We start from the raw sequence: 23,211 nt of genomic DNA, 5'->3' as shown, positions 1-23,211 counted from the left end.
CATGATAAATCCAGGCAATAAAAGCAGCAGGCCTGAAGGGGCCGCCCTTTATTCGGAACGGCTGCGGGAGGCTGGACGCCGTACCCATGTCAACGAAAGTCATGGACGTTACATCATCCCTATCAGGGCGAGCGAGCCGCAGGAAATCCCGCAATATTTTGATACGGCGGTCGTAATCGAGCGCATCCAGCAGGAGCTGGAGTCCCGGTATGGGGCTGCTTTTCAGATGTATGTTCAGGATGATTACGGCAATGAGATATGGGATATGCTCGACGAGGACGTTCGTCAAGGAAGCGGGCAGGTCGAGCATGCGGCTGTCATTTACGACCGGGTCGAATCCAAAGCGTTCTCTTACCAGGGAGAGCTTGGGGATAACGCGGGTTACCGGATATTCCCGGCCTCGCGCAACAATCTATTCGTCTATCCGTCCTATGGGGTTGCTTTGGTCCGCATCCCCGTATTCCGCCCAAACGGGAGCTTTAGCGAGGAGTATGTATTCGCCGTAAACGATGACTGCTTAGGCCGGTTTCTTGGCTATATGCGCGAAAGGCAGAGGGAGAATGACCGCAAGCATGTGACGGTATTTACAGACAGCCGCAACGGCCTGGACCAGCATCGGGAGCCTATTACCAGGAGCGTGAGCCGGGACGAGGTGATCATGAGCGAATCGCTGAAGCAGGATATTTACAGGTCGATCGATCAGTTTTTTGCGCAGGACCGGCAGTTTTTCCAAACGTACCGGATTCCTTATAAACGGGGAATTTTATTGTACGGCAGGCCCGGCAACGGCAAGACGACTCTGGTCAAATCCATAGCGGGGAGCGTCAATGCTCCCGTAACCTACTGGCAGATTACGGAGCATACATGCAGCTATACGATTCAGGAAGCGTTCGAATCCGCCGTGAAGATGGCGCCGATGGTGCTCGTCATTGAGGATATCGATTCCATGCCGGAGCATGCGAGGTCCTTTTTCCTGAATACATTGGATGGGGCTACCTCCAAGGAAGGCATCTTTCTTATCGGAACGACCAATTACCCCGAGCGCATCGATCCGGCCCTGATGAACCGGGCGGGACGCTTTGACCGGGCTTACGAAATCAAGCTGCCGGATGAGCCGCTGAGAAGGCGTTATTTGGCGCAAAAGCAGCTATCGGCACTGATTGGCGAAGACGAGGCGGAAAAGGCCGTGCGGCTGACGGACGGCTTTACCTTCGCCCAGCTGAACGAGCTGTACGTTTCGGCCGCGCTGGAGAAGCATTATGAGCCGGAAGTGAAGATCGAGGAGCTGATCCGGGGGATGAGGGCCGAGCTCAACAAGGAGAAGACCCAGCATTGGCATACGACGCAGTCGGAGTCGAGAATGGGCTTCGTTGCCGGCTAATGCCGCACTAAAAAAGCAAGAGGCGGAGTAATCCTCCGGACTCTTGCTTTTTGCTGCAATAAGGCTCTTATTCGAAGCGGTAGCCCCTTGCTTTAAGGAACGGCATAATATGCGCCCGTCCTGGCTTCGCATATTTGTCTGCAATCCCTTTGGACCAGGTCGTCAGCGTTTGGCCGTTCGTACGCTCTTGGTAGTATTTGTACATGGTATCGTCGTACTGCTGAATGCCTTGCGCCACTTGTTCGGCGTTATAAGCATTTTGGTGATATACGGCCTGCATCGGAAGACGCGGACGGTAGGAAGGCTCCTGATCCGGAACGCCTACGCACATGCCGAACACGGGATAGACCAGCTCCGGCAGGGAAAGGGCCTCGCACACCTCCTGCGGCTTGTTGCGGATGCCTCCGATGTAGCAGATTCCGTAGCCGAGCGATTCCGCGGCAACGGCAGCGTTCTGTGCAGCCAGAGCGGCATCGACGGTTGCGACGATAAAACTCTCAGTGTTGTGATGAAACGTTTGGCCGTGCTGCTCAGTCGCTCCCTTGAGCTTGTGCAAGTCGGCACAAAAGACGAGGAAAAGTCCGCACTGCTCGACGTACGCCTGATTGCCGGCGAGCTGCGCAAGCTCCTTCTTCAGGGCGGAATCCGTGACCCCGATAATGCTGTAAGCCTGCACGTTGCTGGAAGTGGAGGCCATCTGGGCGGAGGAGATGATAGCTTCCGTATGCGCCTCGGGCAGGGCTGCTTCTTTATATTTGCGGATGGAGCGATGGTTGCGAAGAAGGTCGATAGTTGGATTCATGCCGGAACAACCCTTTCTGTGAATGATATAAAAAGTCCCCTTGCTCGCTGCAAGGGGGCTCCGATGGATCGGTTGCTGCTTCTTATTTTACCACAGGAGAGATTGAATTTCATAATTGGGGCTAGAGGCCCGGAAAGCAGACTTACAGGAATCCCTGATTTTGTATCGTCGAGAAATTTCCCCCTGTAGATGTTGACAATGATAATGAGAACCATTATCATTGTGATATAGGCAGTGAGAACAGTTATCAACTGATACAATCCTACCATCTGCCATAATGCCTCACCGGCATTGGTTAAAAAATAGCCTAAGAAGCCATACATATTCTAAACGGCCCTCGTTCGGCCACAACGTAATCTTTCCTTGTAGAAAAGAGTAAGGAGGAGATGCATTCGTGCTGATATTTATTTGCCTGCTGCTGCCGGCGCTGCTTGTGTCTTTGATACTTATCGGGATGTACTGTTGGGGCATGCGCGGGGAGTATTCGTATACCGGCTTCCGTTCGGAGAAGCGTTAGAGCTCATACCATTCATGAATCACATAAGTTCCTCAATATACGTACTATACAAAGGAAAGGAGGCAAGCCAATGGCGTCCATATTAGTAGTAGGTGCCGATCATTTGGGCAATATGCCGGAGCAGCTTGCCAATATCGGTTTTGATGATGTAATGCATATGTCCGGCCGCAAGTGCCAGATGGTTCGCAAAGGGATTCCCGAAAAAGTCGATGCCGTGCTGGTGCTCACCGACTATATCAACCATAACCTGACCAAGGTCATTAAGCAGCAAGCGAAGGATCAGGAGCTTCCGATCTATTATGCCAAAAGGTCCTGGTGCTCCGTTCAGAAGGCGCTGTGCTCCTGCGAGCATGTCTGCGAGATGATGAAAGCCAAGCAGTAGCCTGCAAGGAATTACAAAAAAAAGCCCGCGCAGGGGCTTGGGCAGGACGCTGTCTGGACACGCTGTTATGCGCCGGCTTACTTAAACACCGGCTTCGGGGCAATGAGGTTCGTCCGTGAACTGCTCCTGGAGGCTCCGAGTGTCTTATCCGCTGCGTCCGCATACGATGGATCCTTGTATACAACCGCCGCTTCGCGCAAATAGGAAGCGAATTCGGATTCATTCTCCGCTTTGATTTGTTCACGCTCCCATGGTTTTCCGTTAAAATAAGGTACCAGGAATTGATAAGCCTGATGAATGCTTTTTCCATCCGCAGTTTGGTAATTCCATGCATCGAACCCGACTTTACTCCCGTACAAGGCAAGCATAGAGAAGGCTTCCAGATTAAATACAGGGTAGTGAAAGGAACGGGTTCTGCTCATTTCCAGAGGCATACTGCCGTCCGGCTGTATTTGCGCGGCGACTCGTTTGGGCACCGTTTCACGTAAATACGCAGCTGCAGCATCCTTTTCCCCGATAAAGAGCGTAAGCCCCGTATAAATCGCGTCATACCACGTCCCGTGATTGTTTTTGGCCGCTTTTTCCTCGAGTGCCAGCTTGTTCACCTTAAGCCATCCTGTATATTCCTTGACCCAGCTTTTGTAAGCGGCCATATCCTTGTCAGGCCAATTCGGCGAGCCCGCCAGCAGGGCGGCGGCATCGGAGGTCGTCAGAAAATGCCGTGAATCGAGCACGCCCTCCTTGCGTCCATCCGTTCGTCCAGGCACGCTTTGCCCGAAGTTCATATTCGGGTTCATGCGCGTCTCCTCGTCCAGGAACCAGACTCGCAGCAGCATAGCTGCCTTTTCGCCGTAAGGCTCATGGCCGGTCAAATAATAAGCAAGCGCCAACGTTTCCACGGCGGAAGCCATATTCCCAAGGCGGGTTGCATCATATCGGTTGGTTGCCCGCTCGGGATTCGTTTGGCCGTCCTTCTGGATATAGGGTCTGCCATCCGGCTTGCCGGGGTCAGGCCACCAGTAAGGAGCCATACTCATATAATCGTGCTTGTCCCCGCTCGGCGGCGTGCTCTGCTTATGGACAACGGAGAACGGCCCGGTCTTCAGGGCGAGATCCGCTTCCTTGCGCAATTGGTTGAGTGCGGCCTGAAAGTCCGCCGCTTGGTTTGATTTCACCTTGCTTCGAATATCTTGCAGCACGGAAGCATTCAGAATAAGAGTGTCCGGCACAGCGGCCTCCTTCGCTATAGTCATATTTTCCCCTTGGTTCGCTGTGGGCAGGGAAGCGGCAGGGCTGCCGCTTGGAGCTTCGCTTGCCTGCTTTGCTCGAAGGGGAGTCTCTGGAGGCATCGTGCATCCTGGTAGAACTGCCGCGGCCAGAGTGAAACCGGATATGATTGCGAGCTTGATTTTGCGTCCCAATGGGGCACGCTCCCTTCCTTGCATGACCTACAATTCCATTATAAGGGAAGGCTTTGGAAACGACATGGCGTAGATACACTTTTATTTGCGGTATGTTCAGCTTCCATTAATGAAAATGCAAACATGAGCATAGCAGTGAAAATGCGCTGCAAAGCCCGTAAACATAAAATGTATGCGATTTATTGGATATGTTCAGTGTTTGTAATATTATCTAACATTAAATTAAGATAACTCTCATAAACGTTACATATATGTAATGTTTTATTACATAAAACAGCTGTGGGAGGAATTTGCTTATGATGCTCAAATCCGGTTCTATGATGGTCAAGGTCTGTTTATCTTCTGGATTGTTGTTGTCGTCTCTACTCTCTGCCGTTGCGGTAGTCCCGTTGTCCCCGAAGGTGCTCGCTGCCGAGAGTGATGCCCAAACCCAAGCCGTCAAGCTTCCGAAGGTAAGGGTCATCGGAACGGGAGGGACTATATCGGGCAAATCGCAGGATGAAACGAGCTTTCAGAATTATAAAGCAGGGAGCTTGCTGATCCAGGATATGGTCGACGCGCTCCCGAATAAAGAGAAAATAGCGGAGGTCACGACCTCTCAGTTCGGTAATTCCGGATCTTCCGCGTACTCCATGCAGGACCTGTTCGACTTGTCCTTGCAGGTCGACGAAGCGCTGAAGGAGCAGGATGGAGTTGTAGTGACGACGGGGACGGATACGATGGAGGAAATCGCCTATTTCCTCGACTTGACGGTACAAAGCCCCAAACCGGTCATCGTTACCGGCTCCATGAGACCGTGGACGGTCATTGGAAGCGATGCGCAGGCTAACCTGTACAATGCGATTAAGCTGGCAGGCAGCGGGAAAACCAAATATTTCGGCACGGTGATTATGCTGAATGACACGATTCATGCAGCCAGGGAGGTAACGAAAACCAACGATTACCGGACCGATACGTTCGAGTCACCTCAGCTCGGCATGTTCGGATTTATTGACGAGAACAACATCCGTATTTACCGCGCACCGGCAAGGAGCTTTAAACCGACGGAGGAATGGGCGACGCCATTTGATCTAAAGAGAATCAAGAAGGAGGATTTGCCGAAGGTAGAAATCGCCGTATCGTATCAGGGAGCAGGAGGAGAGGCGATCAAAGGCTTTGTCGAAGGAGGAGCCGAAGGAATCGTCACAGCTGGAACAGGAGCGGGCGGCATATCCAAGGCGATGAGCGAGGCGAGGCAAAAGGCGATTGACGAGAAGGGCGTCATCTTCGTTACGACTACACGTACCGGTTCCGGAAGCATTTATTCCGGAGGCAAGGGAGTGATTGCCGGAGATAACCTGAACCCGCAGCACGCACGCATTATGCTGCTCGTGAGTCTGGCCTTCTCCAAGGATTTTGATACGATCAAAGGCTGGTTCGACAAGTACGGCGCTCCACAAGTCGACCTGACAAACAAATAACGTAACAAAAAAATCACTCTGCCGCATAAGACAGGGTGATTTTTTTGACTTTACAGAAATTTCGGGGGCCTCCCGCAAAGCGCCTGATTCCGCTTCGAAGCCAAGGCATCACTTTACGGGGGGGGATTTGATCTGCGGCCTGCCGCCGCACCAGCAGATAGAGGAAAACTAGCCGTTGTTAATGGATCTTTCAGCCCTTACAAACGCAATGAACCGGCGTGCCTCCTCGGGTGTCAGCTTCTTTCCGTCTATGGTCAGGGCGAACTTCTCCATAATTTTCTCGTTGGATAGCTCCAGAGCATCGACAAATTCACGAACATCCTCATCCAGCACCCGGTGAGGGTCGTCCGTTCTGCCTATTAAATAATCAATCGATACATTAAACAAATTGGCGATGCTTACGATCGTGTCGTAATCCGGCTCTCTCCGGTTGTTCTCATAATGCGATAGAGAAGCCCTCGTAATGCCAAGCTTGTTGGAAAGCCCCTCTTGCGTCAGGGAATGTTTTTCTCGAAGTGATGCGATCCGCTCCCCGTATTTCATATCATATACCTCCAGTTAATACGACCATAGTTGATGGATTCGGTATTTTTGATGCAGTCTCACGCGCGTTGTCACCGGACCGCTATACAGCTTTCAGTCCTATTGACATTGATACAAAATGTATCGTATGTTAATGATAATATATTCCATTTACCAGACTTAATATGACCAGGCTGCACTAAAAGGCCGTGGTTCAGCCCCTTTGTGCGCTTTAAAGTACAAATTGTATCGCAATACGTTTATTTTACCCAAAAAAACGAAGGTTGGGAAGATGCCATGTGAACGAAAAACAAATTGGAAGCAAGCAAAATAGATTAAGGAACGTGCTAGGTTCCATGGAATGCCGGATGTGGATCAGCAAATTGGATAACAAACCGGTCCAAACGAACTATGGGCTTGTACAGGTAACGAACCTGGACGCACGCGAGATTCACTTTACCTCTTCGCTGCTGCTGCCTGTCACAAGGCAAATGACTTTGTCATTCCAGCTGGTTTCATCCGATGGAGTCATTCATTTTAGCGGAAGCGGAATAAAACGGAAGTACATAGGTCCGGATTATCATTATGAAGTGAAGCATGAATTGGATGAGACCGAGCGGTCGTTGTTTATTTCGTCCGTTAACCTCATCCTGGGGGAATCTCATTCTATCACGAATAGAGTCCTGGCGAGCTACTCTTCCTTTTACTCCTACGACCATTGTACCCCGAACTATTACTTTCAAACCTAGGTCCTGCTTGTCCGGCAACGATTCTCCTGTCCGTTTATCCTAAGGTCTGTACATCTTTTTGGTACTATAGGGTGAGAAACATGCTTCTTGTGTGACTGTTTTGATACAATTAGTATCAATGTATCATAGACATCAAGGAACAGCTATAAATAGTGCATCGTGACCTCGCTTCGCACCAGGAAGCGAAGGTTGATGCCGGTCTGGCCAATGCCTTTGGAAATATAGTAAGTCCCGTAAGAATTCCTGTGCAGTCCCTTGTAAATGCCCTGCGCAGGCAGCTCGCCCATTGGCCGCAGCTTATAGAAGCAGGGGATGGCGAATTGTTTGCCGTGAAGATGTCCCGCCATTAAGTAATCGTAGCTTTCGCGGATGCTCAGAACCACATTGGGATCGTGTGTGATGATGACCCGCGGTACCTGAGTATCGGTCATGCGGAACGCTTGGAGGATGTTGCTTTTTCCGGTGTGATAATCATCGATGCCGATCAGCTGAAATCCGGGCAAACGGACCGACTCATTGCGCAGCAAGTGGATGCCCCGGTAGCGGAGGAGACGGATAAGACGGATGACCTTGCGCTGCTGGTAATCGTGATTACCGAGGACGGCGAAGGTGGGAATAGGATGCTTCTCTAGCATCTGCAGATAGCTGTCCAGTTTAAGCAGGTGAGATTCCAATTCGGTGAAATCGCCTGTAATGACTATGTAGTCGGGCTTAAGCCGAGTGATGTGCTTCGATAAGACCGATGGGGAAATGCGCAGCCGCTCCACATGGAGGTCGCTGATTTGAAGTATGGACAGATTAAGGCCGATAGGGTTACGGATTTGCTCTACCTTTAGCCACTGGGTCGGCAAAACGAATAAGGCATACACAAGTGCGAGCAGGATGATGAAGGCAGCGGCATACAGCACAATGATTTTCCCCCTCTGGAGCCGATATGATTCATGGTACACTAAATCTTATTAAAAGTGTATGTCCAATAAAAGTCGTACATGCTAGTGCACTTTCACTGATGGTGAACAAAAGTCATCCAAAAATTTAATAAAGTAAACATTTTTTTATGGAATTCGACACAATCTCCTTTGACAAGATACATTACGTATCATACAGTGAATAAAGAGACCACATACTGTGATAGAGAAATTCATGTAAATATACGGAATAAGAGAAGGAGTGCAATAGAATGAGCAGCAGCAACAAGCAGCAGGAGAAGAAGAATGTAGATGTGTTGAGAATCTTGGCGCAGTTGAACATTGATGCGAGCAAGCTTGCATTGTTCGGTCCTCATGGACCCGATACGCTGCCCCCGACTCCTGGTTCTTCCTGCTAGTAAGCCCCTGTAGATGACTAAAATTACCTCTTTGGTTTACATAAAACTCCCGTTATCCTCCCGCACAGATCAGCTTCCAAGTGAATAAAAAGCCGCCCAAGAAGAGCTTGTGTTCTGATCGGACCTAGTCATGATGTCCCTTGGAGAACCGGGATGTGAGCTCCTGTTCTTTGCTCGGGAGCGGAGGATTATGGCACAATCCGTCTTTCCTACTAAAATTGCCGGCGGCACCTAATTTCGCTTAACTTTTCTGGGACCTCTTGACTGGAGGCCTTTTTTTGTTTATATTGATACAAAATGTATCAATATTCGACGGGTCAAGCGCATCATGCGCTTAAAGATATAGGACTTTGGGAAAGCACCCGAACGAACGCTTAAACACAATATCGAATCGGTGGAGGGATAAGGATGAAAGTACTAATTACAGGCGGAGCCGGCTTTATAGGGTCCCATACGGTGGACTGTGCCATTCAGGCAGGGCTGGATGTAGTAGTAGTCGACAATATGAGCACAGGGAAGGAAGCGAATCTGCATCCGGCATGCAAGCTGTATCGAATGGATGTTGCCAGCACGGAATTAAGAAATATTTTTGAGCTGGAGCAGCCGGATTACTGTATCCATCTGGCGGAGAAAACCGATTTGAACGAAGCGATGGTCGTTCGGGGGCTGAGTCCCAATTTGCGCGGATTGATCTATTTGCTGGATCTGTGCAAGGAATTTTCGATCAAGAAGCTGGTCTACGGATCCTCTGCTGAGGTCTACGGTTCTTACGAGCCTAAGCCGATTGACGAAGCCGCTCCATGCGCTCCGGTCTCCTGCACAGGAATGTCCAAGCTGGCTCCCGAGGAATACATTAAGCTGTACGGCGCGTTGTATGGACTTAACTACACGATTTTAAGGTATGCGAACGTGTATGGCTGCCGGCAAAAAAGGTATGGAAGCGGGGGCGTAATCTCGGCCTTTCTGGAAACCTTCGTCAACGGCGAGAAAGCCATCATTCAAGGGAAAGGCCTTCAGACCCGGGATTTCGTCTATGTATCCGATGTGGCTTCCGCCAACGTTCAAGCCCTGTCCTTGTCCAACAGCGATACCTACAACATAGGCACGGGAACGGCTACGTCCATTCTGGAATTGTTCGAGCTGATGAATGAGATGACGAATCAAAAAGTAAAGCCCGTATTCGTAACGGCGCGTCCGGAGGACCATCTGCATGTCTGCGTTTCCTGGGACAAAGCGGCCAAGGGCTGGGGATGGAGTCCCAGGATCCAGCTGCGGGAGGGCTTGACCCAGCTTATGGGGGATTTTATGTACCAAAGGCTTATGGATAAAATCAATGGAGTTCAGGAAACGGCCCCCGAGCCTGTGGCAGCCAGTATGCTGATTCGCCGTATGGCCGTGAAGAAATCGGCCCGCAGGCTGAAAACTTCCTCTTTATAAGCCGTTAAACCGCGTTGATAAAGATTTATTTAGAATAGCTTATTCGACAAAATGATCGGTGTTTTTAACGAAAACCCTCCCAGTATGCGACACCTTTTTTTGAACATCTCCGATATAATACTAGACATTGAAAGTCTATGAGACGAGATGGAGTGTGGGTTGCAAATGGAAGAGAACAAGAAAACGGTGGATATCGACACCGTCCTGAATCAACTCGGTATCCCCAGAGACAAGTACGATCAATGGCTGGCTCTTCAAGAAGCCGTGAAAGAACCGATCAAGCCTCAATACAAAGGCCTCGATAAACCGTTATTTTCATATATGTACAAGGAACTAGGCATGATGGAGTACAGCAAGTAGCCGTACCTCATCATGGCTTATTTTTGTCGGCAGGGAGAGAACGCTCGGACCGAATGAAAGCGATGAAGCTTTTGGACTCCTCCAGTGTGAGTTCTCTTCCGTCAATAGTCAGAATGAATTTGTCCAGAATAGCTTCGTCCGAAAGCTCAAGATAGCTGATAAATTCCTCCGTGCCGTCCGCAAAGCTTCCGGGATGATCCGTGCGGCCCATCAAATAGTCTATCGATACGCCGAATATATCGGCAATTTTTTGAATGGTTTCGTAATCCGGCTCTCTTCTATTATTTTCATAATGAGAAAGGGCGGAACGGGTAATTCCTACTTTATAGGCAAGCTCTTCCTGGGTCATGTACCCTTTGCTCCGCAGTTTGGCTATTCGCTGCCCGTATTTCATAGAGCATCCTTCCACCTTTGCTGTTGTAAATCGGCTGACCTTCCTCATTCCAGCTCTTCTGTATAGTCGGCTATATTGTTCGTAAGCTATCGTTTTGTTTCAATGGGTATGCTGTAAAAAATAAGAACTTCGGCCCATACCTCCCGGGGCATCGAACGGCTTGTCGTTAGCGGAGGGAGGGCGCGCAGTTATAGACAAAGCTTCGCTTCGGGTGATATGATGACTCTGGACAATCAAATACGGATGAATTAGGTGCCGAATGAAATCATGCCTCATTTGGCTTAAAAGGGAAGCCCGGTGCAAAGCCGGCACGGTCCCGCCACTGTGAAGAGTGCCTTTCCATAAGAAAGGCTTGTTATGCCGATGTTGTTGCCACTGGAGCGCCATAGAGCGCGTCTGGGAAGGGAATCGGATGACGAAGCTCGAAGTCAGGAGACCTGCCTAATTTCAAAACACTGTTGACCTACGAGGATAGGGAGGTGTTAGAGATCGGCTTACTTATGGAATGGTAATGGCATATCGGATACAGTGTCATTGGAATTCTTGAGAACGCGGGCTGCAAGAGCATTTCTAACACTTTCTGTAGGAATGCTCTTTTTTGTGCTGCATAAAAGTAAGGAAGACATGTTCGAGAGGCAACCATCATGATGTATTTATATAGGAAGGAAAGGATGTGCGGCGAATGGCGGGAAAACTGCTTATCATCGGCTTCGGACCGGGAAGCTTCGAGCATATTACGAAACGGGCGCGGGAGGCCATTGAAGAAAGTGAAGTTATCATCGGCTATAACACGTACGTGGATCTTATCCGTGGACTTCTCACCGATCAGGAGATTGTACGGACGGGGATGACGGAGGAAGTGAGCCGGGCTCAGGAGGCCGTTCGGCAAGCGGAGGCCGGGAAAAAGGTAGCGGTTATCTCGAGCGGCGATGCCGGTGTATACGGGATGGCCGGACTGGTGTACGAGGTGCTGATGGAAAAAGGCTGGAGGCGGGACGGCGGCGTGGAAGTCGAGATAATCCCCGGCATATCGGCGATTAACTCTTCCGCCTCGCTGCTTGGGGCCCCGGTCATGCACGATGCCTGCACGATAAGCTTAAGCGATCATCTGACGCCGTGGGAGCTGATTGCCCGGCGCGTCGAGGCGGCGGCCCAGGCGGACTTCGTCATTGCGCTGTACAACCCCCGCAGCGGCAGACGAACCCGGCAAATTGTGGAGACGCAGCGCATATTGCTGAAATACCGCTCGCCGGAGACGCCGGTCGGCATCGTGAAGAGTGCCTACCGGGACCGTCAGCATGTGGTGCTGACAACTTTGCGCGATATGCTCGATCATGAGATCGGGATGCTGACGACGGTCATTATCGGCAATGCGTCGACGACGGTCTACGACGGTCTGATGATCACCCCGCGCGGTTATCAGCGCAAGTATACGCTCGGCGCCGATGTACAGCCGCTTAAGCCGCACCAGCGGCTGCAGGAAGCGGCGGAGCCTTGGGCGCTGCGGCAGTGGGACGAGGCAGTGGCGGTCGATGCGGATGACGAGGATTGGGCTTGGGAAGGCGAAGGCCAAGTGGAAAGCGGCCTGGAAGCCGTGGCCCGCACCGTAAGGGAGACGGCTCCTGCAAGCTCCGCCGGCGGCGGAAGCACGGGCGGAGCGGTGCTGGCTGCCAGCGCGGTCAGCGTGGCTGAGCGCGAGGAGCGGAGCAGCGGCCCCGGTACCGACTCGCCGCTAATGCTGGCGATGGAGGCGCTGCGCCTGTCCGATCTCAGCCGAGGCGTGGTCACGGAGCCGGGCAGCACGCCTGCCTCGGCGGGATTGTTCCGCCAGCAAGCGATCTTCGAGCTTGCGGTAAGTCCGGGCGTCGCCGAGAAGCGTTTTACCGCCAGACAGATGCTTGCGCTGGCTGAGGTCGTTGGCGAGACGGGGACGATGGAGTACACGCCCCATCACCAAATGATTATCCGGGTTCCGACATCGAATCCCGATGACATTACGACGAAGCTGCGGCAGGAAGGCTTCCTGCTGGCGCCGATCGGCGATGTAGCGCAGCTTAAAGCTTGCGACTTTTGCAATGCGGAGAAGGCGGATGCGATTCCGTACGCCGAGGAGCTGCAGAAGCGGATCGGCGGCTTGAGCGTGCCGAAGGAGCTGCGCATCGGCTTGAACGGGTGCGGAATGGCTTGTTATGGGGCGGTGCACGAGGATATCGGCATCGTATACCGGAAGGAGAAATTCGATTTGTTCCTGGGCGGCAAGACAGTCGGGCGCAATGCGCATCCGGGACAGCCGGTCGCCGAGGGGATTGAGCCGGATCAACTGGTAGACATGATCGAACGGATTGTACAGCGGTATATTTCGGATGGTCATCCGAATGAGCGATTCCATAAATATTTTAAAAGAGTAAAGGAAGTAGAAGGCTATCGTCACCAAGAGGTGCCGGTTTTCCAAATTGAAAACGCGGTATGCGGCGATTAATACGGAAATAAAGACAGGGAGGGAACAGGATGAATGCGGTTTTGTTTGTAGGCCACGGCAGTAAGGATGCGGAAGGCAATGAGGAGGTACGGGAGTTCGTCCGCTCTATTGCATCGAAGATGGACCAGCCGATCGTGGAGACGTGCTTTTTGGAATTTGAACGGCCCACCATCGCACAGGGTATCGAGCAGTGTGTTCAACAGGGAGCTACGCAGATTGCGGTAGTGCCGATCACTTTATTCTCGGCGGGGCATGCCAAAATACATATTCCGGCTGCTATTGACGAAGCGAGGCTGCGTTACCCGTCCGTTCGGTTCAACTATGGACGGCCTATCGGGGTTCATGAGCAGGTGCTGGATATTCTTGCGTCGCGGTTGGAAGCGGCCGGTGCAGGCGCTGCAACGGAAGCCGACCGGGAGCAGACGGCGGTGCTTGTCGTAGGACGGGGCAGCAGCGATGCGGACGCCAACAGCGATTTGTTCAAAATATCCCGGCTGTTCTGGGAAAAGCTGAAGGTCAAATGGGTGGAGACGGCGTTTATCGGAGTGACGGCGCCTTTAGTGGATGAAGGGATTGAGCGCTGTATCAAGCTCGGCGCACGCAAGGTCGTTATCCTGCCGTATTTCTTGTTCACGGGCGTATTGATGAAGCGGATGGAGCAAATGCTGCTTCAATTCTCGGAGAAATACCCCGAGCAGGAATTTATATTGGCGGATTATTTCGGGTTCCATCCGAATTTGCAGCTGATTTTGCGGGAGCGGGCGCTAGAGGCCGTAGAGGGCGAGGCCAGAATGAACTGCGATATGTGCCAATACCGCTTGGCGGCGATGGAGCATATCGATCATCACCATCATCATGATCACGATCACGACCATGGACATCATCACCATGGGCATGATCATCATCACGGGCACGACCATGACCACCATGATCATAAGCACGACCATCATCATGACCATGATCATGATCACGACCACCACCATCATGATCATGACGATACGAAAGCGCCTGCGTTGGAGAAAAGCAAATCTTAAGGAGCAGAACTTACTCCGGGCTCTCCGGGCAGCTCAAACGGAATGCATGATCTTAACAGATGGAGGCACAAATCATGATATTGGTTATGGCAGGAACAAGCGATGCGCGTGAGCTTGCATTGCAGATTCGGGAGGCAGGGTACCCGCTCTTGACTACGGTCGTTACGGACAGCGCCGCCAAGTCGATGGAGGAGGCCGGCCTCCCCGTACTGACGGGAAGACTAACCGCAGAAGCGCTGGCAGCCTTGGTACGGGAACGCGGGTTCCGCACGATTGTCGACGCCACGCATCCGTTCGCGGAGGAGGCGTCGAAGAATGCGATTGCCGCTTCTCAGGAAGCCGGCGTCCCCTATATCCGCTATGAGCGGGGACGGATCGCCATCGATCAGAATCCGCTGATCACGTTCGCGGATGATTACGAGCAGGCGGCGGAGCTGGCGGCACAGCGCCAGGGCGTCATTATGCTGACGACCGGCAGCAAGACGCTGCATATTTTCGCGAAGCGGCTGCTTGGCCTTCCGAATACCACCTTGGTGGCACGGATGCTGCCTCGCAGAGACAACATGGAGAAATGCGAGGAGCTTGGGCTGGAGCAAAAGAATATTGTTGCTATGCAGGGGCCCTTTTCCAAGGAGCTGAACAAGGCTTTATATACGCACTACAACGTTACCTTGATGATCACGAAGGAGAGCGGCAAGGTCGGAGCGGTGGACGAGAAGCTGGAATCTGCGCTCGAGCTTGGAATCGAGACGATTGTAATCGGCCGACCTTCGGTTGACTATGGTACTTATTTTAGCGAGTTTGACGGGGTCATTCATAAACTAAATGAATTGCTGCAGGAGGCGTAAGCGAAATGGATTTTAAAACGGAGTTTAAACCGTTAACGGTACAACCGCAAGAAATTGAAGAGCGAAGCTTCCAGATGATTACCGAAGAGCTGGGGGACCACCCTTTCACGGCTGAACAATATTCCGTTGTGCAGCGGGTGATCCATGCTTCGGCGGATTTCGAGCTGGGTCGCAGCATGCTGTTTCACAGAGATGCCGTGCAGGCGGGAATTCAAGCTATACGTGCAGGCAAAACGATTGTGGCTGACGTACAAATGGTGCAGGTTGGTATCAGCAAACCTCGTATCGCCAAATTCGGCGGCGACGTAAAGGTATATATATCCGATCCGGACGTCATGGAAGAGGCGAAGCGTCTTAATACGACCCGGGCGATCATTTCGATCCGCAAGGCAATTCGTGAGGCCGACAGAGGCATCTTTGCCATCGGCAACGCACCGACGGCGCTTCTGGAGCTGATCCGCCTTGTGAAGGAAGGCGAGGCGAAGCCGGGTCTGGTCATCGGCGTGCCGGTAGGCTTCGTGTCGGCGGCGGAATCGAAGGAAGAGCTCGCGAAGCTGGATATTCCGTTTATTACGAATATCGGGCGGAAGGGCGGAAGTCCGGTAGCGGTAGCAGCCGTGAACGCCATTTCCTTGATGGCGGAGCGTCTCGGATAAGGAGACTGGAGCGATGGCTATGGATAAAGGCGGAGATACGAAGGATTCCAAGCCGCTTAGACATGGATATACGACGGGCTCCTGCGCTGCGGCAACAGCCAAGGCAGCGGTGACGGCCTTGATTGAACAGCAGCTTCAAACGGAATCGACCATACGGCTGCCTATCGGGCAGGATGTGACGTTCAGCATCGTTCGCTGCGAGTTCACGGCGGAGCGGGCGGAGGCCGAGACCATCAAGGACGGAGGCGACGACCCGGACGCTACGCATGGAGCAAGGATTATCGCCGAGGTTCAGTGGCGGGATGAGGAAGGAATCGAGCTGGATGGAGGCATCGGCGTAGGTCGGGTTACGAAGCCCGGCCTTCCTGTCCCTGTAGGGGAGGCGGCGATCAACCCGGTCCCGCGTAAGATGATTCGCGAATCGGTAGAAGCTGTCCTGAACGAATATGATATCCATCACGGGGTTAGAGTGGTTATCTCGGTGCCTGACGGTGAAGAAATTGCCAAGAAGACGTTGAACGGACGTCTTGGCATCGTTGGCGGCATCTCGATTCTCGGCACCCGGGGCATTGTGGTGCCTTTTTCCACAGCTGCATACAAAGCAAGCGTAGCGCAGGCGATCCGGGTCGCCGTCAAATGCGGATGTAAGCATATTGTCCTTTCAACTGGCGGACGCACGGAGAAGTACGGCATCGATATGTACCCGGACTTACCGGAGGAAGCCTTTGTTGAGATGGGCGATTTTATCGGCTTTGCGCTGACGCAGTGCAAGAAGCAGGGAATCGAGAAAGTAACGCTCGTCGGCATGATGGGCAAATTCTCCAAAGTGGCCCAGGGTGTCATGATGGTGCACTCCAAGAGTGCGCCGGTCGATTTTGGCTTCCTGGCGCAAGTAGCGGAGGAGGCAGGGGCGACTCAGATGCAGGCTGCTACCATTCTGGACGCAAATACGGCTGCGCTGGTCGGCGACTTGATGCTGGAATGGGGCCATTCCGCCTTTTTCGAGAGGCTATGCGCCTATTGCTGTGCGGCCGGGCTCAAGGAAGTACAGGGCGGCATGGAGATAGAAACCGTCATCATTTCGATGAAGGGGAGCCTGTTGGGCCAAGCCTCCAAGTCGGAGGAGTAGCGTCGCAAGGTCACGGCTGCGGCAGTCAGCCGAAGCTTTTTACATACAGCAATCGGTATCGGGGGAATGCAGGTTGATACAACAGCAAACAACGAATCAAACGGCAGCGCTCAAGGTGATCGGCATCGGGGATGACGGTCAAGGAAGCCTGCTGCCTCAATATATACAATGGATCTCAGAGAGCGAAGTGCTGGTCGGGGGTGAGCGGCAGCTGCAATTTTTCCCGGACTACAGCGGAGAGACCATAGCGATCAAGGGCGGCTTGTCCGAGCTTGTAACCCGCTTGCAAACGAAGGCTGAGGAGGGGCGCAGGATCGTCGTGCTTGCATCGGGAGACCCCCTGTTTTACGGGATCGGCGGCTACCTCTCCTCCAAGCTGAACGTGGAAATCTACCCGAACGTCAGCTCGCTGCAGCTGGCTTTCGCCCGGATGGGACAGAGCTGGCAGGATGCTTACGTGACCAGTGTCCATGGGCGAAGCATGAAAGGACTGGCGCAGCGGATCGATGGGAAAGCGAAGATCGCGCTGCTGACCGACGAGACGAATAGCCCTAATGCCATCGCGAAGTATTTGTTGTCATTTGGCATGACGGAATATCGGGCGTTTATAGCGGAGAATTTGGGTGGCTCGGACGAACGGACGGGCTGGTACGAGCTGCAGGAGCTTGAAGAACGCGAGTTTTCTCCACTGAACGTGATGATTCTGATTGCTTCGAGGGACGCATTGGCCGGGAAACGTTGGCCGATGGGCATTGACGATGAAATGTTCATCCAGCGTAAGCCGGATAAAGGGCTGATAACCAAGAAGGAAATTCGCGTCATGAGCTTGGCGCAGCTGGCTCTTCAACCGGACAGCATCGTTTGGGATATCGGCACGTGCACCGGGTCTGTCGCCATTGAAGCGGCTCGAATAGCTCGATATGGCGAAGTATACGCGATTGAGAAGAATGAAGCGGATTTGCAAAACTGTTTGGATAATATGCACCGCTTCCGGACGGACATTACAGCGATTCAAGGACGTGCGCCGCAAGGCCTGGAGCAGTTCCCGGATCCGGATGCCGTGTTTATCGGAGGCAGCGGAGGCGAGATGGAGGAGCTGCTGCACGTGTGCTGCAGCCGTCTGCGTCCGGGCGGACGCATAGTATTGAATGCCGCTACAATCGAGAACTTATATGAAGCGAACAAGGCGTTCGCGAATGAAGGCTTCGCAACGAGCATTACTCTTGCACAGATTTCGCGGAGCAAGCCGATTTTGAATTTGACCCGGTTCGAAGGTCTTAACCCGATATATATCATAACGGCTAAACATAAGGAGTCCGGTGGAGCAGAGGAAACGGAGGGGACAGCAAGTGAGTAAGTTAGGCGTGTTATACGGATTGGGGGTTGGACCCGGGGACCCGGAGCTGATCACGGTCAAAGCGTTCCGCATATTGAAGGAATCGCCGGTCATCGCTTATCCCCGCAAGAAGATGGGGGCTAAGAGCTACGCTCTGACGATTACGGAGCTGTATGTTAATACGGAAGAGAAGACGATGATAGGGCTGACCTTCCCGATGACCAGGGATCGCGAAGCGCTGGAAATGCAGTGGAGCAAGACGGTCAGCACGGTGTGGGAGCATCTGGAGCAGGGGAAGGACGTGGCGTTCGTAACCGAGGGCGACCCGATGATTTACAGCACGTTCATTCACTTGATGCGGCTGATGAAGGAGCGCCATCCCGAGGTGGAGGTTCGTTCCATTCCCGGGATTTCTTCAATCAACGCTTCGGCGTCACGCCTGGGTATTCCGCTTGCGGACGGCGATGAGCAGATTGCCATCGTTCCTGCAACGGACGATTATGAGAAGATGCGTACTGCTATTGAAAATCACGACTGCGTCGTATTCATCAAGGTAGCCAAAGTGATCGATCTGATGATCCATGTGCTGGGCGATCTCGGATTGACGGACAAGGCGGCCGTACTGACCAAGGTTACCTCCTCGGAGGAAATGATCTGGCGCAACATTCGAGAGCTGCAAGGCAAAGGCTTGGAATACTTAACGCTAATGGTGGTGAGAAAATAATGAAAATTTATATTATCGGAGCAGGCCCGGGCGATCCCGATCTGATTACAGTCAAAGGACTTCGTATTCTGCAGGAGGCCGACGTCGTGCTCTACACCGATTCCCTGGTTAACGAAGAGCTCATCGCCAAGGCAAAGCCGGAAGCGGAGATTCTGAAGAGCGCCGGCATGGATCTCGATGAAATGGTCGCTATCATGGCCGACCGCGTCAAGCAGGGCAAGATGGTGGCTCGGGTTCATACAGGGGATCCTGCGGTCTTCGGCGCGATTATGGAGCAGGTGGCTCTGTTGAAAAAAGAAGGCATCGGCTACGAGGTCATCCCTGGCGTAAGCTCAGTCTTCGCGTCTGCCGCCGCCCTTGGTGCGGAGCTGACGATTCCGGAGCTGACCCAGACGCTCATTCTGACCCGTGCCGAAGGCAGAACTCCGGTGCCGGAGCTGGAGAAGCTGAAGGATCTTGCAGCGCACCACAGTACGATTGCGTTATTCTTAAGCGCCACTTTGACGAAAAAAGTGGTCGAAGAGTTCCGAAGCGCGGGCTGGAGTGAGGACACGCCGATAGCCGTCGTGCAAAGAGCGACATGGCCGGATCAGCTTATTGTCCGGACGACGCTTGCCAATCTCGAGCAGGATATGCGCAGCAACGGAATTCGTTCTCACGCGATGATTCTTGCAGGCTGGGCGCTTGATCCGGAGATTCATAACAAGGACGAGTACCGCTCCAAGCTGTACGATAAAGAATTTACGCACCGGTTCCGCAGAGGGGTGAAATCATGATCGCATTGCGCGAGGGCGAGATTCCTTCGATTGAGCAGCACGGCGATTATGCGATAGTAGCCATCACGAAGCATGGCGTCGAGATGGCGCGCAAGCTGCACGAAACGTTCCGCCATTCGGATTTGTACTACATGTCCAAATTCGAGCGGGGCGATGAAGCAGCGCGGGGCATTCAGCTGTTCGAAGGCAGTGTCAGACTGCTGTTTCCGGCTTTATTCCCGGCGTATAAAGGACTCATTATTATTATTTCGTTAGGTGCTGTAATCCGGATGATCGCACCGCTGCTGGTAGATAAAAAGACAGACCCCGGCATCGTCGTCATCGACGACAAAGGGGAGAATGTGATCAGCGTGCTGTCGGGTCACTTGGGCGGCGCGAACGAGCTGACCCGTGAGGTAGCTGCGGCCATGGGAGCGAGGCCGATCATTACGACGGCCTCGGACGTGCAGGGGACGATAGCGGTGGACTTGTTCGGCCGCCGCTTCGGCTGGGAATGGGAGTCGGCGGATAAGCTGACGCCTGTCAGCGCCTCCGTCGTGAACGAGGAGCAGGTTGCCGTCGTTCAAGAATCCGGCGAGCCCGGCTGGTGGCTGTATGATACGCCGCTGCCGGCGAATATTCGCACGTATGGCAGCGTTGCCGATGCGTTGGCGGTGAAGCCGCAGGCGGCACTCGTGGTGACGCACCGCGTATTAAGCATGGACGAGGAGGCAATTCTCGAGAACGGCGTGCTGTACAGGCCGAAGGTCATCGCGCTCGGCATCGGCTGCAACCGCGGCACATCCGCCGAAGAGATCGAATCGGTAATTTCGGAGACGCTGGCCGAGCTGCAGTTCTCGATGAAGAGCGTGAAGGCCGTCTGCACGATCGATCTGAAGAAGGACGAGGAGGGGCTCCTCGCCGTCGTGCAGAAGCACGGCTGGGCGTTCGTCACCTACGCGCCCGAGCAGCTGAACACGGTGGCCCTGGAGGCCCCGTCGGACACCGTGTTCCAGTTCACCGGCGCCTACGGCGTGAGCGAGCCGGCGGCGAAGCTGTACTCCGGCGCCAAGGAGCTGGCGCTGGTGAAGAAGAAATCGGGCAACGTCACGATTTCAGTAGCCGTCATTCCGTTCCCGCAGGAAGGGAGCGAGGCAGCCGATGGAAGGTAGCCGTAAGATTGTCATTGCCGGAACCGGCAGCGGCGTCGGGAAAACAACGCTGACGATCGGCCTGATGGCCGCTTTGCAGCGTCTCGGACGCAAGGTGCAGGGCTTCAAATGCGGCCCCGACTATATTGATCCGACGTATCATACGGCGGTCACGGGACGCACATCCCGCAATCTGGACAGCTATATGCTGACGCATGATACAGTCAAAGAAATATATGCGCGAGCGAGCCGTGAGGCGGACATCTCAGTCATCGAGGGCGTCATGGGCTTCTACGACGGCAAGAACCCGAAGACGAACGAGGGCAGTACGGCTGAAATCAGCCTTCTGCTGGAGGCCCACGTGCTGCTCGTGGTGAACTGCCAGAGCATGGCCCGCAGCGCTGCCGCCATTGTGCGAGGCTTCCAGCTGCTGGAGCCCCGCGTTAACATAGTCGGCGTCATTGCGAACAAGGTCGGCAGCGAGGGCCACTACAAGCTCGTGCGCGAAGCGATCGAGCAGGAATGCGGGATTCCCGTCGTCGGCTACATGAAGCGGGAAGATCATATCGAAATGCCGGAGCGGCATCTCGGCTTGGTGCCTTCCATTGAACGGGGCGAGCTGCAGCCGTTCTTCGATAAGCTTGCCGAGCTGGTTTCGGCCACGGTTGATGTAGAGCGCATATGGGAGCTGGCCCAGTCTCCCGCGGTTTCATTGTCTGCGGAAGCCGAGTCTGCTTCCGCTTTTCGCCGCCGGACCGTCCGGTCCGGCCCCCCAATCCGTATCGCGGTAGCGAAGGATGCAGCCTTTAATTTTTATTATCAGGAAAATTTCGAGCTGCTGGAGGCTTACGGAGCGGAGTGCGTCTTCTTCTCGCCATTGGCAGGGGAAACGCTGCCCGAAGGCGTCCAGGGCCTGTATCTCGGTGGAGGCTTCCCTGAAGAATTCGCCGAGGTGCTGTCGGCTAATGAGGCGGTGAAGCAATCGATCCGCCAGGCGATAGAGCAAGGACTTCCGACGCTGGCCGAATGCGGCGGCTTCATGTATTTAACGGAGTCCATCGAGCATACGCACGGCCGGAAGCATTCGATGCTCGGCCTTATCCCCGGCAGCGTCAAGATGCAGAAGAAGCTTGCGGCATTAGGCTACCGGGACATTACCGGGAGAGAAGGCAACTTCCTGCTCGGGCCGTCCGACCGTGCCAAAGGCCACGAGTTTCATTATTCGACCTTTCAGCCGAATGAAGGGGCTGACATCTCCAGCGCCTATGAAACGAAAGGGCTGCGGGGCATGAAGCAGGAAGGCTACATCAATGAGAGCGGAACGCTGGTTGCGGGATATACCCATATCCATTTCGCATCGGCGCCTGAATTGGCAGAACGCTGGGTAGAGCGATGTGCCGGCTTTCAGCTGAAATAAATAGGGATAGGAAGGAGAACCTGCATGTCTATTATGGAATTGCTGCAGCAGAGAAGAGCGGTGCGCAATGTACAGCCTGTAGAAGTAGAGGATGAGAAAATTCATGCCTTGCTTGCTGCGGCTACTTTGGCGCCGAATGACAGGCTTCGTGAGCCTTGGCATTTCTACGTGATTCGCGGAGAGGCGAAGCAGCGTTACGAAGCAGAAGCGCTTCAATACTTGGAGGAGCGGTTTCCGACCAAGCCGAATCTGGTGAAGGAATCATTAAAGGTTTTGACGGCTACGCCGCTTGTCATTGCCGTTACGGCGGATGTCATTCCCGACGATCCCGCCTCCTCCAAGGATAACGAGTATGCCGCTGCCTGTGCCATTCACTCGATGTGGCTGGCAGCCACGGAGATGGGGCTCGGCTTCGTATGGCGCACGCGCGGAATCGGCCTGGTTCATGACGACCGGATGCACCGGTTTATCGGCTCGCCGGAAAACAAGAAGGTGATCGGAACGATATTCATCGGCTATCCGGCCGACACGCCTCCGGCGACTTCCAGAACCCCGCACAGCGATAAAACCACTTGGCTGTAAAACAGCGATTCTTACATTTTCCATAAGAAAGCAGCATGTATAACCCTTTATTCCGTTTTTGGATAAAGGGTTTTATTTTTTAAAATAACCCCACAAAGTGGGGCGAGACTGTTGAAAAACCCACAAAACTTGAAAAATAGCAACGGTACCCCGGTGGGGTATCCCCCTCCGGCCGCTGTTGTTCCCGGAAAAATTTTGATTATATCGCTTTACAGCGGGTATTTTCCGAGAACAAAGAATTCCTGTAATGCGGTAATTTCGCTTTTGAAAAACACAGAGCACTTCCGTAAGATGAAGTACGGGGGCCTGAGAAACCCTACTCATCCTTATCGGAGGTGCTCATACTAT

The 23,211-nt window shown here is 53.3% G+C and carries 24 protein-coding genes and 1 riboswitch; of the genes, 19 read left to right on the top strand and 5 right to left on the bottom strand.

All coding sequences use genetic code 11. The features are described from left to right. Nucleotide 1 precedes the first annotated feature (1 nt). Entirely contained in the window at nucleotides 2-1,381 is a 1,380-nt protein-coding gene (locus tag GGC63_RS19930; RefSeq protein WP_192703793.1) for an AAA family ATPase, read from the top strand. A 67-nt stretch (nucleotides 1,382-1,448) separates the two neighbouring features. On the opposite strand, the gene nfsA is transcribed toward GGC63_RS19930, so the two are convergent. Next, on the bottom strand, nucleotides 1,449-2,183 hold the full coding sequence (nfsA, locus tag GGC63_RS19925) for an oxygen-insensitive NADPH nitroreductase (protein WP_192703792.1): 735 nt from the start codon (nucleotides 2,181-2,183) through the stop codon (nucleotides 1,449-1,451). Nucleotides 2,184-2,577: 394 nt separating this feature from the next. Here nfsA and GGC63_RS34920 point away from each other — a divergent pair, with 394 nt between their 5' ends. Together GGC63_RS34920 and GGC63_RS19920 are read left to right on the top strand one after the other, a co-directional pair. Beyond that, nucleotides 2,578-2,700 (top strand): hypothetical protein, encoded by a 123-nt coding sequence (locus GGC63_RS34920; protein ID WP_256865430.1) that lies wholly within the window; start codon nucleotides 2,578-2,580, stop codon nucleotides 2,698-2,700. A 70-nt stretch (nucleotides 2,701-2,770) separates the two neighbouring features. Then, nucleotides 2,771-3,082 (top strand): DUF2325 domain-containing protein, encoded by a 312-nt coding sequence (locus GGC63_RS19920; protein ID WP_079912165.1) that lies wholly within the window; start codon nucleotides 2,771-2,773, stop codon nucleotides 3,080-3,082. Between the two features lie 77 nt (nucleotides 3,083-3,159). On the opposite strand, the gene GGC63_RS19915 is transcribed toward GGC63_RS19920, so the two are convergent. Beyond that, nucleotides 3,160-4,503, bottom strand: a complete 1,344-nt coding sequence (locus GGC63_RS19915; protein WP_192703791.1) for an alginate lyase family protein — start codon at nucleotides 4,501-4,503, stop codon at nucleotides 3,160-3,162. 299 nt (nucleotides 4,504-4,802) lie between these two features. Here GGC63_RS19915 and GGC63_RS19910 point away from each other — a divergent pair, with 299 nt between their 5' ends. Further along, nucleotides 4,803-5,963: an asparaginase gene (locus GGC63_RS19910; RefSeq protein ID WP_192703988.1), complete on the top strand. Its 1,161-nt coding sequence runs from the start codon at nucleotides 4,803-4,805 to the stop codon at nucleotides 5,961-5,963. A gap of 168 nt (nucleotides 5,964-6,131) precedes the next feature. On the opposite strand, the gene GGC63_RS19905 is transcribed toward GGC63_RS19910, so the two are convergent. Continuing rightward, nucleotides 6,132-6,506: a helix-turn-helix domain-containing protein gene (locus GGC63_RS19905; protein ID WP_079912167.1), complete on the bottom strand. Its 375-nt coding sequence runs from the start codon at nucleotides 6,504-6,506 to the stop codon at nucleotides 6,132-6,134. Nucleotides 6,507-6,784: 278 nt separating this feature from the next. Between GGC63_RS19905 and GGC63_RS19900 the strand changes: the two genes are divergently transcribed. Continuing rightward, nucleotides 6,785-7,234 (top strand): hypothetical protein, encoded by a 450-nt coding sequence (locus tag GGC63_RS19900; RefSeq protein WP_192703790.1) that lies wholly within the window; start codon nucleotides 6,785-6,787, stop codon nucleotides 7,232-7,234. Nucleotides 7,235-7,377: 143 nt separating this feature from the next. Here GGC63_RS19900 and GGC63_RS19895 read toward each other — a convergent pair whose 3' ends face one another. Beyond that, nucleotides 7,378-8,142, bottom strand: a complete 765-nt coding sequence (locus GGC63_RS19895; protein ID WP_192703789.1) for a metallophosphoesterase — start codon at nucleotides 8,140-8,142, stop codon at nucleotides 7,378-7,380. Between the two features lie 272 nt (nucleotides 8,143-8,414). Between GGC63_RS19895 and GGC63_RS19890 the strand changes: the two genes are divergently transcribed. From GGC63_RS19890 to GGC63_RS19880, 3 genes are all read left to right on the top strand, one after another. Further along, nucleotides 8,415-8,561: a hypothetical protein gene (locus tag GGC63_RS19890; protein WP_179136106.1), complete on the top strand. Its 147-nt coding sequence runs from the start codon at nucleotides 8,415-8,417 to the stop codon at nucleotides 8,559-8,561. A 408-nt stretch (nucleotides 8,562-8,969) separates the two neighbouring features. After that, nucleotides 8,970-9,998 (top strand): NAD-dependent epimerase/dehydratase family protein, encoded by a 1,029-nt coding sequence (locus tag GGC63_RS19885; protein WP_192703788.1) that lies wholly within the window; start codon nucleotides 8,970-8,972, stop codon nucleotides 9,996-9,998. Between the two features lie 165 nt (nucleotides 9,999-10,163). Continuing rightward, complete coding sequence (locus tag GGC63_RS19880; RefSeq protein ID WP_079912171.1) at nucleotides 10,164-10,358, top strand: hypothetical protein; 195 nt, start codon at nucleotides 10,164-10,166, stop codon at nucleotides 10,356-10,358. Between the two features lie 10 nt (nucleotides 10,359-10,368). Here the strand turns inward: GGC63_RS19880 and GGC63_RS19875 are convergent, their stop codons facing one another. Then, nucleotides 10,369-10,752 carry a helix-turn-helix domain-containing protein gene (locus GGC63_RS19875; protein WP_079912172.1) on the bottom strand — a complete coding sequence of 128 codons (384 nt, stop codon included), beginning with the start codon at nucleotides 10,750-10,752 and terminating at the stop codon, nucleotides 10,369-10,371. A gap of 233 nt (nucleotides 10,753-10,985) precedes the next feature. Further along, a riboswitch (cobalamin riboswitch) is annotated at nucleotides 10,986-11,212 on the top strand. Between the two features lie 222 nt (nucleotides 11,213-11,434). Here GGC63_RS19875 and cobJ point away from each other — a divergent pair. The 11 genes from cobJ to GGC63_RS19820 all read left to right on the top strand — a co-directional run bounded on the left by cobJ (nucleotide 11,435) and on the right by GGC63_RS19820 (nucleotide 22,863). Further along, nucleotides 11,435-13,231 carry a precorrin-3B C(17)-methyltransferase gene (cobJ, locus tag GGC63_RS19870; protein WP_192703787.1) on the top strand — a complete coding sequence of 599 codons (1,797 nt, stop codon included), beginning with the start codon at nucleotides 11,435-11,437 and terminating at the stop codon, nucleotides 13,229-13,231. A gap of 29 nt (nucleotides 13,232-13,260) precedes the next feature. Continuing rightward, a complete protein-coding gene (locus GGC63_RS19865; protein ID WP_192703786.1) occupies nucleotides 13,261-14,265 on the top strand; it encodes a sirohydrochlorin chelatase in 1,005 nt (334 codons plus the stop codon). A 74-nt stretch (nucleotides 14,266-14,339) separates the two neighbouring features. Next, nucleotides 14,340-15,113 carry a precorrin-6A reductase gene (cobK, locus tag GGC63_RS19860; protein WP_079912175.1) on the top strand — a complete coding sequence of 258 codons (774 nt, stop codon included), beginning with the start codon at nucleotides 14,340-14,342 and terminating at the stop codon, nucleotides 15,111-15,113. Nucleotides 15,114-15,118: 5 nt separating this feature from the next. Then, the gene (locus tag GGC63_RS19855; RefSeq protein WP_192703785.1) at nucleotides 15,119-15,769 is read left to right on the top strand and encodes a precorrin-8X methylmutase; all 651 of its coding nucleotides are present in this window, start codon (nucleotides 15,119-15,121) and stop codon (nucleotides 15,767-15,769) included. Between the two features lie 19 nt (nucleotides 15,770-15,788). Beyond that, on the top strand, nucleotides 15,789-16,898 hold the full coding sequence (locus tag GGC63_RS19850) for a cobalt-precorrin-5B (C(1))-methyltransferase (RefSeq protein WP_192703987.1): 1,110 nt from the start codon (nucleotides 15,789-15,791) through the stop codon (nucleotides 16,896-16,898). 76 nt (nucleotides 16,899-16,974) lie between these two features. Then, nucleotides 16,975-18,255: a precorrin-6y C5,15-methyltransferase (decarboxylating) subunit CbiE gene (cbiE, locus tag GGC63_RS19845; RefSeq protein WP_192703986.1), complete on the top strand. Its 1,281-nt coding sequence runs from the start codon at nucleotides 16,975-16,977 to the stop codon at nucleotides 18,253-18,255. After that, nucleotides 18,248-18,958, top strand: coding sequence for a precorrin-2 C(20)-methyltransferase (cobI, locus tag GGC63_RS19840; RefSeq protein ID WP_192703784.1), 711 nt, complete (start codon nucleotides 18,248-18,250; stop codon nucleotides 18,956-18,958). The genes cbiE and cobI overlap by 8 nt, the downstream gene beginning before the upstream one ends. Continuing rightward, nucleotides 18,958-19,734 (top strand): precorrin-4 C(11)-methyltransferase, encoded by a 777-nt coding sequence (cobM, locus tag GGC63_RS19835; protein ID WP_192703783.1) that lies wholly within the window; start codon nucleotides 18,958-18,960, stop codon nucleotides 19,732-19,734. Before cobI ends, cobM begins: the two co-directional genes overlap by 1 nt. Next, nucleotides 19,731-20,885: a cobalt-precorrin 5A hydrolase gene (locus tag GGC63_RS19830; protein WP_192703782.1), complete on the top strand. Its 1,155-nt coding sequence runs from the start codon at nucleotides 19,731-19,733 to the stop codon at nucleotides 20,883-20,885. Before cobM ends, GGC63_RS19830 begins: the two co-directional genes overlap by 4 nt. Further along, nucleotides 20,875-22,281, top strand: a complete 1,407-nt coding sequence (locus tag GGC63_RS19825) for a cobyrinate a,c-diamide synthase (protein ID WP_192703781.1) — start codon at nucleotides 20,875-20,877, stop codon at nucleotides 22,279-22,281. The genes GGC63_RS19830 and GGC63_RS19825 overlap by 11 nt, the downstream gene beginning before the upstream one ends. Before the next feature lie 24 nt (nucleotides 22,282-22,305). Continuing rightward, nucleotides 22,306-22,863 carry a nitroreductase gene (locus GGC63_RS19820; RefSeq protein ID WP_192703780.1) on the top strand — a complete coding sequence of 186 codons (558 nt, stop codon included), beginning with the start codon at nucleotides 22,306-22,308 and terminating at the stop codon, nucleotides 22,861-22,863. The last annotated feature ends 348 nt before the right edge of the window (nucleotides 22,864-23,211 follow it).

The organism is Paenibacillus sp. OAS669, assembly GCF_014873645.1.
GTDB lineage: Bacteria > Bacillota > Bacilli > Paenibacillales > NBRC-103111 > Paenibacillus_S > Paenibacillus_S vulneris.
The sequence above is the reverse complement of the archived record's forward strand: the minus strand, read 5'-3'. Positions and strand labels throughout refer to the sequence as shown.